Genomic DNA, 12,105 nt, shown 5'->3' on the forward strand with positions numbered 1-12,105 from the left:
GGTATGGCCAAGGGCGTCTTCCGGCTGAGCGATGTTGTCCTGGACGACACGATCGGCCGTTCGACGCCGGACGTCGAGCACGAACGCGCCGTCGCCATCTTCGATTTGATCGAGGAAAACAGCTTCCAGCCCGTTGGGCACAAGGGCGGCCCCTATTTGCTCAACCTCTCGCTGGTCAACCAGAAGCTCGTCTTCGACATCCGCATCGAGGATGGCAGCATCGTCGCCACGCATATTCTGTCGCTGACGCCGTTTCGACGCATCGTGAAGGACTACTTCATGATCTGCGAGAGCTATTACGAGGCGATCCGTTCGGCCACGCCAAGCCGCATCGAGGCGATCGACATGGGCCGGCGCGGCATTCACAATGAAGGCTCCCAAACGCTGATGGACCGGCTGGACGGCAAAATTACCGTCGATTTCGACACGGCCCGCCGGCTCTTCACGCTCGTCTGCGTACTCCATTGGCGCGGGTGACCGGCATGGAGCAGCCGCAGGAGCAGAGGCAGGGGGGCGAGTACAACGGCAAAGCGCCCGGCGCCATCCTCTTCATGTGCGGGCTCAATGCCATCCGCTCGCCGATGGCCGAAGCGATTGCGCGCAGCATGCTGCCGCAGGGCACCTATATCGCCTCGGCCGGCGTGCGTGCCGGCGAGCGTAATCCCTTCGTAGACGTCGTGCTCGATGAGATCGGGCTTTCGCTGGGGCGCCGGCAGCCGCAAACCCTGGAGGAGCTGGAGGACGACTTCTTCGATGTCATCATCACGCTCTCGCCGGAGGCGCATCACGCGGCGCTTGAGCTGACGCGGGCGAACGCCATAGAGGTCATCTATTGGCCGACCATGGACCCCTCTGCGACCGATGGCACGCGTGACCAGGTTCTCGATGCCTATCGCGGCGTTCGGGACCATCTGCTGGGCCTGATTGAAAGCCGACTTGTGGAGCATCGCGGTTCGCTTTAGAGCTGCCGATGAAACAAATGCAGAAACCCTTATCAACGAGGTTCACAAAACCGCGGCGATTGTGTAGTTTCCGCGCAATTTCCGGCGACCCCCGGCTTTCTGCCATGGGCGCCGACCCCAACCGACAGGAAAAGAAGCTTTAATGCCGAAAGAAGAAGTCCTCGAATTTCCCGGTGTCGTCACCGAACTCCTGCCGAACGCGACTTTCCGCGTGAAGCTGGAAAACGAGCATGAGATCATCGCCCACACTGCGGGCCGCATGCGCAAGAACCGCATCCGCGTTCTTGCCGGCGACAAGGTGCTGGTGGAAATGACCCCTTACGACCTGACCAAGGGCCGCATCACCTACCGTTTCAAGTAGTTCGCCGCGCTCTGTTCAAAGAAGTCGAGCATGATGTCGTCCGAAATCCTCTAACACTTTTCGGCATCATGCTCTGGAGCGCGTTTTCATTCCCGCATGACAGGTCGAGGTCTGATGGCGTTGAAACATAAGCTGATACTGGCCTCCGGATCGCCGCGTCGCGTCGAACTGTTGCATCAGTCCGGCATCGAACCCGCGCGCCTCATGCCGATGGATATCGACGAAGCACCTAAGAAGTCTGAGCATCCGCGCTCGCTTGCGCGGCGGCTTTCGGCTGAGAAGGGCGAGGCGGCTTACGCGGCCATCAAGAGCGATGCCGCCTGGCAGGGCAGCTATATCCTGTCGGCCGATACGGTGGTGGCGGTCGGGCGTCGCATCCTGCCGAAGGCGGAATTCGTCGACGAGGCTTCGTCGGCGCTGCATCTGCTCTCCGGTCGCGGTCATGTGGTCTATACCGGCATCTGCCTGATCACGCCGGATCGCAAGCTGCGCCAGAAGGTCGTCGAGACCAAGGTACGCTTCAAGCGGCTTTCGGGCTTCGACATCGAAATGTACCTGGCGTCAGGCCAGTGGCGCGGCAAGGCCGGAGCCTATGGCATTCAGGGGCTTGCAGGCTCCTTCGTGCAGAAACTTGTCGGCTCCTACACCAATGTCGTCGGATTGCCGCTTTATGAAACCATGCTTCTGCTGGCGGGCGAGGGCTTCGATGTTCACGCCGGATGGCAGGAAGGATAGCGACATGGCGAAAATCGAAGAGATCAAGGTGGGCTCGAAGGTCGAGCCGCTGCGCAAGACGCGCCCCTGCGCCGAATGCGGCCAGCCTTCGGTGCGCGAACACTATCCATTCTGTTCGGATCGCTGCCGCTCGCTCGATCTTTCGCGCTGGCTGAACGGCTCCTATGCCATCCCCGTCACAGAGGATGAGACGAAGGCCGACGGCTCCGATCAGGGCTGAACGCGGTTTTCCCGCGTTGCCTGAGCTTACGAACCCTTTCATTTTGTTCGCGAATTACCAAAATTCCATTTCCTGTCAAAAAAGAGTCATTTGCTGCTGGACATGGCCGAACAAGATGCTATAACCCCGCTCGCTTCCGGGGCGAACCAACCGCCCAGCGCCTCTCAAGGTTCTTCTTTCGACGCGAAGCCTGGATGCCCAGATAGCTCAGTTGGTAGAGCAGCGGATTGAAAATCCGCGTGTCGCTGGTTCGATTCCGGCTCTGGGCACCATCTTTTCTCCCAAATCGTGCTGACAATGGAACCCGACGCTGGCTTCGACCATTTCTCGTTGAGAGCGGGTTTTCACAGGCAAAGCCTGTGGAAGTTCCATAGTGAGAATATGCATCCTATGATGAGTTCTTTGTCATCACGACAACTTGAAGGTTGCGCTTCATTAATTCGGTGTACGAGTACTTCAAGATGTTGATGGCATTTGCAATCAGGCGTACGAATTATTGTACGGGTCACCTATTGATTCGAAGAGACTGATACCGCACCTTAGATACTAGCGGGATCAAGTGATCTCGTTAAGTCCAGCGTTTATTTGCAATAGCAAGCTAACGGGGCGCCATGTCAAACAACGATGTTCTATTCAACACGTTCGCCCGTACTTTCGAAGCACGGCGCGAAGTCGAAATGTCATTCTCCGAGTACCTGGAGGCGTGCCGGGACGATCCGCTCATGTACGCGAATGCGGCAGAGCGGCTACTGGCGGCCATGGGAGAACCTCTGCTGATCGATACGGCCAAGGACACGAGACTTGGGCGCATCTTCATGAACCGAACCATCCGGACTTATCCGGCTTTTTCGGGTTTCTTCGGCATGGAGGAGACGATCGAACGCATCGTCGCCTTCTTCCGCCATGCGGCGCAAGGGCTGGAAGAGCGAAAGCAGATCCTCTATCTGCTCGGACCTGTCGGCGGCGGCAAGTCTTCACTCGCCGAGCGGCTGAAATCATTGATGGAAGTCCATCCCATTCATGTGCTCAAGGCCGGAAACGAGTTGAGCCCGGTCTTTGAAAGCCCGCTCAGTCTGTTTGATCCCGTCACCATGGGGCCGATGATCGAGGAACGCTACGGCATTCCCCGCCGGCGCCTGACGGGGCTCATGAGCCCCTGGTGCCTGAAGCGACTGGAAGAGTTCGAAGGCGACATCTCCCGCTTCCGCGTCGTCCGGATTCAGCCCTCCAGGCTGCGGCAAATTGCCGTCGCCAAGACGGAGCCGGGTGACGAGAACAACCAGGACATCTCCTCGCTGGTCGGCAAGGTGGATATCCGCAAGCTCGAAAGCCTGGCGCAGAACGACCCGGATGCCTACAGCTATTCGGGTGCCTTGAACCGTGCCAACCAGGGCATTCTCGAATTCGTCGAGATGTTCAAGGCGCCGATCAAGATGCTGCATCCGCTGCTGACGGCAACGCAGGAAGGCAACTACATCGGCACCGAGAATATCGGCGCCATTCCCTTCTCCGGCATCATTCTGGCTCACTCCAACGAGTCGGAATGGCAGACCTTCAAGGCCAACAAGAACAATGAGGCCTTCATCGACCGTATCTGCGTCGTCAAGGTACCTTATTGCCTGCGGGTCACCGAAGAGCAGAAGATCTACGAGAAGCTGATCGAGGAATCCGAGCTCAGCGACGCGCCCTGCGCGCCGTCGACCCTGGAGACGCTCGCCCGCTTCACGGTTCTGACGCGACTTTCCAAGCACGAGAATTCGACGGCCTTTTCCAAGCTCCGCGTCTATGACGGCGAAAGCCTGAAGGAGACCGATCCGAGAGCGCGCAGCGTGCAGGAATATCGCGATACGGCCGGCGTCGACGAGGGTATGGACGGGGCTTCCACCCGTTTCGCCTTCAAGGTGCTGGCGGCGACTTTCAACTACGATACGACCGAGATCGGCGCCGATCCGGTGCACCTGATGTATATGCTGGAGCAGTCGATCCGCAGGGAGCAGCTGCCGCTCGAAACCGAGAAGCTCTACATCGAGTTCATCAAGAGCGAGCTGGCGCCGCGCTATGCAGAGTTCATCGGGCACGAGATCCAGAAGGCTTATCTGGAATCCTATTCCGATTACGGCCAGAACCTCTTCGATCGCTACGTCGACTATGCCGACGCCTGGATCGAGGATGTCGACTTCAAGGATCCCGACACTGGCCAGCTCCTGGACCGTGAGCTTCTGAACCAGGAACTGACCAAGATCGAGAAGCCGGCCGGCATCGCCAACCCGAAGGACTTCCGCAACGAGATCGTCAAGTTCTGCCTAAGGGCAAGGGCGAGCCACGGCGGCAAGAACCCCTCCTGGACGAGCTACGAGAAGATCCGCGAAGTCATCGAAAAACGGATGTTCTCCCAGGTGGAGGATCTTTTGCCCGTTATTTCTTTCGGGTCGAAGAAGGACGGCGAGTCCGAAAAGAAACATGGCGAATTCGTCGAGCGAATGGTCGCGCGGGGTTATACCGAGCGGCAGGTTCGGCGGCTTGTGGAATGGTACATGCGTGTAAAACAGGCGGGATGAGCCACCAAGGAAGAAGGAATGCACATTGTTGACAGACGCCTGAACCCAGGCGGAAAAAGTCTAGAAAATCGTCAACGATTTTTGCGAAGAGCAAAAGCGCTGGTGCAGAGAGCGGTCTTTGAATCCTCTCAAAAACGCGACATTCAGGACATTCTGAAAGGTGGCGAAATCAGCATTCCACTGGATGGAACCGAGGAGCCTCGGTTCCATCGCGGCCCTGAGGGGCTGAAGGAGCATATTCTTCCCGGCAATAAGGACTTCCTCGAGGGGGACATTCTCCCGCGTCCCGAGGGCGGCGGCGGCAGGCCGCAGGCAGGCGGCGACGGTACCGGCGAGGATGCTTTCCGTTTTATCCTGACACGCGATGAATTCCTCGATCTCTTCCTCGACGATCTCGAACTGCCTGACCTTGCCAAGCGGCGGTTGATGTCGGCGGACCAGATCAACCCCGTGCGCTCCGGTTATTCCGTGACAGGGTCTCCCGCCAATCTTGCCATCAACCGCACCATGCGGCTGGCGATGATGCGGCGCGTCGCCCTGCATCGGCCGAAGCCGGAAACGGTCGCCAAGCTCATCGAGGAGGCGGAGGAGTGCAAGGACGAGACGCGTCGGGCGGAGCTCGAGGCGGAGATCAAGCTGCTCGAATCCAAGGTCCGGCGTATCCCCTACATCGATCCGATCGATATTCGCTATCGACGGTTCGAGAATGAGCCGAAGCCGGTAGCGCAGGCAGTGATGTTCTGCCTCATGGACGTTTCCGGCTCCATGTCGGAGCATATGAAGGACCTCGCCAAGCGGTTCTATATGCTGCTCTACATCTTCCTCACCCGGCAATATCGCCGCGTCGAGATCGTTTTCATCCGGCACACGGATGTCGCCGAGGAAGTGGATGAGGAGACCTTCTTCCGCAGCCCGGCGACCGGCGGTACGCAGGTTTCGAGTGCGCTCGAAGCCATGCGTCGGATCGTGCATGATCGCTTCCCGGCGTCGGACTGGAACATCTATGCCGCCCAGGCATCGGATGGCGACAATGCCTATTCCGATAATGCCACCACGGCGGCGCTGCTGACCGGCGAGATCCTGCCGGTCTGCCAGTATTTCGCCTATCTGGAAGTGGGCGAATCGCGCGGTGTCGCGATTTCCTCGGGCTCGGCGATCTGGTCGCTCTATGAGCGGCTGCAGGTGGCCTGGCCGGTACTCTCGATGCGGCGCGTGAACGATCGCAGCCAGATCTATCCGGTCTTCCACGATCTCTTCCAGCGCCGGACTGCGGAAACAAGGAGCGGATAATGGCAAAGGCATCGATGGAACGGCTTTTCGAAGGTGCGGACTGGGATTTCACCACCATCCAGCGAATCCACGATGCCTGCCAGAAGATTGCCGTCGAGGAGCTAGGCCTCGACGTCTATCCCAACCAGATCGAGATCATCACCGCCGAGCAGATGCTCGACGTTTATTCCTCGATCGGCATGCCGCTATTTTACAAGCACTGGTCCTTCGGCAAGCATTTCGCTCATCACGAGGCCTTTTACCGCAAGGGGCTGCGCGGCCTTGCCTATGAGATCGTCATCAACAGCTCCCCCTGCATCTCCTATCTGATGGAAGAGAACACGGCGACGATGCAGGCGCTGGTGATTGCCCATGCCGCCTTCGGCCATAACCATTTCTTCAAGAACAATTATCTCTTCAAGCTCTGGACGGATGCGGAAGGCATTCTCGACTACCTCAATTTCGCCAAGAGCTATATTGCACGCTGCGAGGAGCGATATGGCCACGCCGCCGTCGAGCGAACGCTGGATGCGGCGCACGCACTGATGTCGCATGGCGTTCACCGCTATGCCGGCAAGAAGACGCCGGATCTGCGCGAGGAGGAGAAGCGTGAGCGTGAACGGCGCGAATATGACGAGAAGATTTTCAATGACCTCTGGCGCACGCTTCCGGCGGGGTCGGGCAAGAAGGCACCTGATCTCGATCTGGAGCGCCGGCGCTCGCTGGCCGGTCTGCCGCAAGAGAACATCTTATATTTTCTCGAGAAAATGGCGCCGCGGCTGAAGCCCTGGCAGCGCGAGATCATTCGCATCGTGCGGCATGTCGCCCAATATTTCTACCCGCAGAGCCAGACCAAGGTGATGAACGAGGGCACAGCGACCTATGTGCACTATCGCATCATGACGCGGCTGCATGAGCTTGGCGGCATAAGCGACGGCGATTTCCTGGAGTTCTTGAAATCGCATACCAACGTGGTTTTCCAGCCGACCTTCAACGACCAGCGCTATTCCGGCCTCAATCCCTATGCGATCGGCTTTGCCATGATGCAGGACATCGAGCGCATCGTGACACGGCCGAAGGATGAGGATCGCCAGTGGTTCCCGGAGATTGCAGGCACCGGCGATGCCATGGCGGTGCTGCGCGACCTCTGGGCCAATTATCGCGACGAGAGTTTCGTATCGCAATTTCTGAGCCCGCATCTGATGCGCAAGATGCGGATGTTCCAGCTGACCGACGATCCCGAAGAGGAAGAGGGGTTGAGGGTCGCTGCGATCCATGATGAGCGCGGTTATCGGCGCATCCGCCGGGAGCTGGCGCGGCAGTACGACGTCGGCTGGATCGATCCGCATATCGAGATCGTCGATGTTGACCTAGCGGGCGACAGGAAGCTATTGCTCAGGCACACGGTACTGAATGGGGCGCTGCTTGAGGATATGGACGCCAAGCGCGTGTTGCAGCATCTGGCCGACCTCTGGAGCTACGATGTCCTGATGCAGGAGGTCGACCGTTCCGGCACGGTGCTTCGCGATCATCTGGTCCATCCCCGCGCTTCCGCGCTTGCGGCGTAAACGCCCTCTATTTCGGAGTCTTCCGCCTTACGACGGCTTTTTCGGCCGACGCTGGTGACCGCTCACCTGCACGCCATCCTCGGGCTGAAGTTTGAGGAAGCCGGGTATGCCGAGCAGAGGAATGATTGCCATCAGCAGAAATGCCGTATGGAATTTCTCCGGCGTCAGCGGCGATCCATCCAGCGTGATCAGATCGAGCAGCATGGCGGCGACGGAGATGCCGAAGCTGACACTCAGTTGCTGTAATACACCGCCAAGGCTGGTGGCGCGGCTCAGCTGGGAGGCCGGGGTGTCGGAATAGGAGAGGGTGTTAGACGTCATGAATTGTCCGGCTCGTGCCAGGCCGAAGATGAAGACGTAGATGATGATGAACCAATGCGGCGTGTCCGGCGTGATCAGCGCGAAACCGGCGACGACGACGGCGCCGAATACGGCACTCCATGTCAACATGCGGTCGAAGCCGTAGAGTTTCAGCAGCTTTGCCGAGACCGGCCGCACGGCAAGCGCACTCAGAGCGCTGACGAAGGTCAGGGTGCCTGAGACGATCGGGCTCAGGCCGAAGCCGACTTGCAGCATCAGCGGCAGCAGGAAGGGAACGCCGTTCAGCCCGACGCGACAGATGCCGCCGGCAAGGGTGCCGATGCGGAAGGTGCGCAGCCTGAACAGTGTGAGATCAACGGCCGGCGATTTCGCCGTCCGCGCATAGCGGATGAAGCCGACCAGCAGCAGGCCGGCGGCGGCGAGAGTGAGGATAATGGCCCAGACTGGAATAGTCGGGCGGCCGATATTCTCGATGCCGTATTGCAGCAGGACGCAGCCGAGGCCGACCATGACGAAGCCGGGGAAATCGAACCTGATGCTCTCGTCGCGCCCGGTGTCTTCGACATAACGCAGCGCCATGGCCATGCCGATCAGGCCGAAGGGCAGGTTCACCCAGAAGATCCAGCGCCAGGAGAGATAGGTGGTCAGGAAACCGCCCAGAACCGGCCCGATCACCGGCCCCATAACGGCTGGGAGAGTCATGTAGGTCATGGCCGTCACAAGCTGGCTGCGCGGAAAGCTGCGAATGAGAATGAGACGCCCGACCGGCGTCATCATCGCGCCACCAAAGCCCTGCAGCGCGCGCGTGGCGATCAGCATCGGCAGGCTGGTTGCCAAACCGCACAGGATCGAGCCGAGCGTGAAGATGAAAAGCGATAGGGCGAAAATGCGACGTGCGCCGAAACGGTCTGCGAACCAGCCACTGACCGGAATGAACATTGCCAGTGTCAGAATATAGGTCGTCACCGCCAGATTCATACGCACCGGCGTCGTGCCGAGGCTCTTGGCGATATCCGGGACAGCAGTGATGAGAATAGTCGAATCGAGCTGCTCCATCAGGAAAGCCACCGCGACGACAGCTGGGATGATGTAGCGCAGGCGGGGGTTGCGTTCGACGGCGAAAGTCTGGCCTTGCGAATAGGGATCTGTCGAATCCATGGAATGTAATGGCTTTCATCGCCTGAGGGGGGCAGGCGTTTCATAATCATAGGATCATTATCCATGACGCAGAGCAACAAAAACCGAAGCGGAAGGGCTTGCGGGGAGCGTTCCGTGCCTGGACCTAGTTGGTCTGGTCTGGAGAGCGCAGCGTCCAGCGCGCCCTGTCGAAAACGATGGCCGTTCGGATCTGCTCCGGCAAGGTTCGTCGCAGCTCCAGCTGAAGATTGAAGCTGTTGTTGCTCTGGAATTCCTTGAAGAAGCTAAGCTTGGCGCCAAAGGCCTGCAGCGTCACGTCCTGCAGCGAGCCGATCGCATCCAGCGCCGTTTGAAAGTCCAGCCAGCGTGTTTCGTTTAGCAGCAGGACTACGGTGTCGACGAAGGTGCTGGCGATGGCCTTGCCGTCGGCATTGTCAGGCATGATGACCTTGATGCGAATGGTATCGAGGTCGCCGTTCGGTTTGCCGCGGGCAATGATGAAGAAGGACGCTGCCTTGGGATCACCGTAGGCGCCCTTCTGGTCGGCGTAGCTGCATTCGGATGTGCCGCCCCCCAGCTCGCTCGACCGCCATTCGCCGACCGACAGGCCGAACGTCACCAGATCGGCGCAAAGCTTCTGCCCGGATATTCTCCAGCTGCGCACAAAGGCGCTCCGCAGCGCGTCGACAGGTTCATCGAACAGATGCGAGATCCTGGCGGGGGATGCCTTGCTGGCAGAGGATACCTTGGCGGCCGTCGGTTTCGGACGCGTCCTGGCGCCGCGAGCAAGACTGTCGGTCGGTGGGGCTGCGGCATTCCCGACCGTCGTATTGGCAGTTGCCGCCGCGGTGGGCGGCCCTTTGCTTTCGGCATTTTGTGGCGGTGCAGGTGCCGGCTGCTGGTCCTGCGCCGGGAACAGGTTGAGGTGATAGCGGCGGTCCAGCGCCCTCAAGTTACGCATGTCGTTGGCAAGCAATGCGGTCGCAAGAATGATCGAGCCGATGACCACAGCCGCAATCCAGAACACAGCCCAGCTTTTCTTGCGAGGTGGCGCCACCGACATGATTGAGATCTACAGCTACTCCCGAGGAAACCCGCCTTGTTGCAACGATCAAATGTTGCACAGCTAGTCCACGCCTACAGCATATGCGTTTATGAACGATTGATCATTCTAATGTTTCTTTGTCAATTCATGATGTTGCTCAGAGCAAAACCAGGAAAAGTGCGCAGCCGTCTTGCGTCCGCAGCAGCGCCAAATAGAGGATGCAGCGGTTCGGAGATTCTGTGAAGAGCAGAACCGTCTAAGCGAAGTAAGCCTTCAGCGCTTTGACTGTCGCTGCATCGGTATGGCGAGCCGATGGTGTCGAGAATCCGAGATCAACCAGGCGCTCGTCGCTCTCCGTCACCGTGACGGCGCCGGAGGAGTGGATCTCACTGATCGGCAGTCGCGGCCACAGCTGGCCGACCGTCGCCAGTGAGACGCCTGCGCCGGGCATGATGGAGAGACGGCTAGCGGCGAGGGTAATCGCCTGCTCCAGCACGGCGACGCCTTCTGCGCCCGTTTTTGCACCGCCCGATGTCAGGATGCGCTCGAACCCGAGCGAGACGGCCATTTCGATCGCTTCTGCAATATCCGGAACGAGATCGAATGCGCGATGCAATGTCTTCCCGAGGCTGCCTGAATGCTCCACCAGTGCAGAGAGCGTGTCGAAGTCCAGCCGCCCGTCGGGCAGCGAGGCGCCGAATACCACGCCCGGCAGGCCGGCGTCGCGGCATGCGTCGATATCGCGTTTCATGACGTCGAGTTCATCGGCCGAATAGATGAAGCTGCCGGCGCGGGGGCGGATCATGGCGTAGGAGGGAACGGGCAGCTCTGCCGCCGCGGCGATCAGCCCGGCGCTCGGGGTGAGGCCTCCGATGGAGAGCGCGCTGCACAACTCGATGCGATCTGCGCCGCCGGCGATGGCGGTCTTGAGGCCGGAAATATCGTCAACGCAGATCTCAAGCAGCATGGTCGTGTTCTCCGACATGTTGCAGTCCCAGCAGGGCGGCGCCGATCAGTCCCGGTTCCAGCTTGCACTGGCTGGGAACCACGACCGGCCGGCCGAATTTGCGTAGGGTGCGATCGCGCACCGCCTCATCCAGCCGTACCAGGAGCGGTTCGACGTTGGAAAGTCCCCCACCGACTGGAACGATGGTGGCGCCGGTTATATTGATCGTCAGAGCAAGCGGCGAGGCAACCAGATCGATCATGACGTCGATGGTGCGCTGCGCCTGCTGATCGCTCTTCAGCCAATGGCCGATGATCTCTTCGCTGGAGAGTTCGACGCCGTGCAGCGTCTTGTGCAGGCGCTCGATGCCCCGTGCGCCGCCGACGGTGTCGACACAGCCCTTCTGGCCGCAGCCGCAGGGATAGGCCGGAATTGCGACGGGCGGATTGCCGGCAAAGGATGCGATAATGGGGCCATGGCCCCATTCGCCCGCAAAGCCGCCGGCGGCATTGACGAGGCGACCATCGGCCACCAGCCCGCCGCCGACACCGGTGCCGAGGATGGCGCCGAAGACGATGCGATGGCCGCGGCCCGCACCGGACATGGCCTCGGCCATGGCGAAGCAATCGGCATCGTTGGCGATCAGCACCGTGTAGCCCAGCTCCCTTTCCAGATCGGCGGCGAGGTGCCGGCCGTGGATGCAGGGTATGTTGGCGCAGGTCAGCGCTTGCGTATCGGGATCCACCACGCCGGCGATGGAGAAGGAAAGGCAGGCCGGCTTCTCTCCCGCCTCAGCGATCACACCGCGCAGGGCTGCTACGAATTCCCCGAAATTATCCTTTGGGGTAGGCCGCCGCGCGAGCGGCACGATGTCGGTCACGGAGCGGGCGATTCCGCCTTTGATGGCGCTACCGCCGATGTCGAAGGAAACGATCATGAATACAGACCTGGAGGAAACATGCGGCACTTGCTCGCACCCTTTG

At 59.9% G+C, this 12,105-nt stretch carries 12 protein-coding genes and 1 tRNA gene; 9 read left to right on the forward strand and 4 right to left on the reverse strand.

The genetic code is table 11. The features are described from left to right. Positions 1-3 precede the first annotated feature (3 nt). From GGD46_RS04650 to GGD46_RS04690, 9 genes are all read left to right on the forward strand, one after another. The gene (locus GGD46_RS04650; protein ID WP_184702284.1) at positions 4-477 is read left to right on the forward strand and encodes a UPF0262 family protein; all 474 of its coding nucleotides are present in this window, start codon (positions 4-6) and stop codon (positions 475-477) included. 5 nt (positions 478-482) lie between these two features. Then, positions 483-962 carry a low molecular weight phosphatase family protein gene (locus GGD46_RS04655; protein ID WP_184702286.1) on the forward strand — a complete coding sequence of 160 codons (480 nt, stop codon included), beginning with the start codon at positions 483-485 and terminating at the stop codon, positions 960-962. A gap of 142 nt (positions 963-1,104) precedes the next feature. After that, entirely contained in the window at positions 1,105-1,323 is a 219-nt protein-coding gene (gene infA, locus GGD46_RS04660) for a translation initiation factor IF-1 (protein ID WP_004117876.1), read from the forward strand. A gap of 114 nt (positions 1,324-1,437) precedes the next feature. Beyond that, positions 1,438-2,058 (forward strand): Maf-like protein, encoded by a 621-nt coding sequence (locus GGD46_RS04665; protein ID WP_184702289.1) that lies wholly within the window; start codon positions 1,438-1,440, stop codon positions 2,056-2,058. A gap of 4 nt (positions 2,059-2,062) precedes the next feature. Beyond that, complete coding sequence (gene yacG / locus GGD46_RS04670) at positions 2,063-2,278, forward strand: DNA gyrase inhibitor YacG (protein WP_184702290.1); 216 nt, start codon at positions 2,063-2,065, stop codon at positions 2,276-2,278. A 196-nt stretch (positions 2,279-2,474) separates the two neighbouring features. Then, a tRNA-Phe gene (locus GGD46_RS04675) sits at positions 2,475-2,550 on the forward strand. A gap of 339 nt (positions 2,551-2,889) precedes the next feature. After that, positions 2,890-4,836 (forward strand): PrkA family serine protein kinase, encoded by a 1,947-nt coding sequence (locus GGD46_RS04680; RefSeq protein ID WP_184702292.1) that lies wholly within the window; start codon positions 2,890-2,892, stop codon positions 4,834-4,836. Between the two features lie 18 nt (positions 4,837-4,854). Further along, complete coding sequence (locus tag GGD46_RS04685; RefSeq protein ID WP_184702294.1) at positions 4,855-6,126, forward strand: YeaH/YhbH family protein; 1,272 nt, start codon at positions 4,855-4,857, stop codon at positions 6,124-6,126. Further along, on the forward strand, positions 6,126-7,673 hold the full coding sequence (locus tag GGD46_RS04690) for a SpoVR family protein (protein WP_184702296.1): 1,548 nt from the start codon (positions 6,126-6,128) through the stop codon (positions 7,671-7,673). The genes GGD46_RS04685 and GGD46_RS04690 overlap by 1 nt, the downstream gene beginning before the upstream one ends. Before the next feature lie 27 nt (positions 7,674-7,700). Here GGD46_RS04690 and GGD46_RS04695 read toward each other — a convergent pair whose 3' ends face one another. The 4 genes from GGD46_RS04695 to GGD46_RS04710 form a co-directional block, all read right to left on the reverse strand. After that, positions 7,701-9,152: a DHA2 family efflux MFS transporter permease subunit gene (locus GGD46_RS04695; RefSeq protein WP_184702298.1), complete on the reverse strand. Its 1,452-nt coding sequence runs from the start codon at positions 9,150-9,152 to the stop codon at positions 7,701-7,703. Positions 9,153-9,276: 124 nt separating this feature from the next. Then, positions 9,277-10,194: a DUF6030 family protein gene (locus GGD46_RS04700; protein ID WP_184702300.1), complete on the reverse strand. Its 918-nt coding sequence runs from the start codon at positions 10,192-10,194 to the stop codon at positions 9,277-9,279. Positions 10,195-10,432: 238 nt separating this feature from the next. Next, the gene (locus GGD46_RS04705) at positions 10,433-11,143 is read right to left on the reverse strand and encodes a copper homeostasis protein CutC (protein ID WP_184703211.1); all 711 of its coding nucleotides are present in this window, start codon (positions 11,141-11,143) and stop codon (positions 10,433-10,435) included. Continuing rightward, positions 11,133-12,059 (reverse strand): ROK family protein, encoded by a 927-nt coding sequence (locus GGD46_RS04710; protein ID WP_184702302.1) that lies wholly within the window; start codon positions 12,057-12,059, stop codon positions 11,133-11,135. The genes GGD46_RS04705 and GGD46_RS04710 overlap by 11 nt, the downstream gene beginning before the upstream one ends. Positions 12,060-12,105: the final 46 nt, after the last annotated feature.

Origin of the sequence: Martinezella lusitana (genome assembly GCF_014207095.1) — a bacterium.
GTDB classification, from domain to species: Bacteria; Pseudomonadota; Alphaproteobacteria; order Rhizobiales; family Rhizobiaceae; genus Rhizobium; species Rhizobium lusitanum_B.

Coding starts and splice junctions, on each gene's coding strand:
- GGD46_RS04690 (WP_184702296.1), top strand. CDS start 6,126: ATGGCAAAGGCATCGATGGAACGGCTTTTCGAAGGTGCGGACTGGGAT.
- GGD46_RS04710 (WP_184702302.1), bottom strand. CDS start 12,059: ATGATCGTTTCCTTCGACATCGGCGGTAGCGCCATCAAAGGCGGAATC.
- GGD46_RS04655 (WP_184702286.1), top strand. CDS start 483: ATGGAGCAGCCGCAGGAGCAGAGGCAGGGGGGCGAGTACAACGGCAAA.
- GGD46_RS04700 (WP_184702300.1), bottom strand. CDS start 10,194: ATGTCGGTGGCGCCACCTCGCAAGAAAAGCTGGGCTGTGTTCTGGATT.
- GGD46_RS04665 (WP_184702289.1), top strand. CDS start 1,438: ATGGCGTTGAAACATAAGCTGATACTGGCCTCCGGATCGCCGCGTCGC.
- infA (WP_004117876.1), top strand. CDS start 1,105: ATGCCGAAAGAAGAAGTCCTCGAATTTCCCGGTGTCGTCACCGAACTC.
- GGD46_RS04650 (WP_184702284.1), top strand. CDS start 4: ATGGCCAAGGGCGTCTTCCGGCTGAGCGATGTTGTCCTGGACGACACG.
- GGD46_RS04685 (WP_184702294.1), top strand. CDS start 4,855: ATGCACATTGTTGACAGACGCCTGAACCCAGGCGGAAAAAGTCTAGAA.
- GGD46_RS04680 (WP_184702292.1), top strand. CDS start 2,890: ATGTCAAACAACGATGTTCTATTCAACACGTTCGCCCGTACTTTCGAA.
- GGD46_RS04705 (WP_184703211.1), bottom strand. CDS start 11,143: ATGCTGCTTGAGATCTGCGTTGACGATATTTCCGGCCTCAAGACCGCC.
- GGD46_RS04695 (WP_184702298.1), bottom strand. CDS start 9,152: ATGGATTCGACAGATCCCTATTCGCAAGGCCAGACTTTCGCCGTCGAA.
- yacG (WP_184702290.1), top strand. CDS start 2,063: ATGGCGAAAATCGAAGAGATCAAGGTGGGCTCGAAGGTCGAGCCGCTG.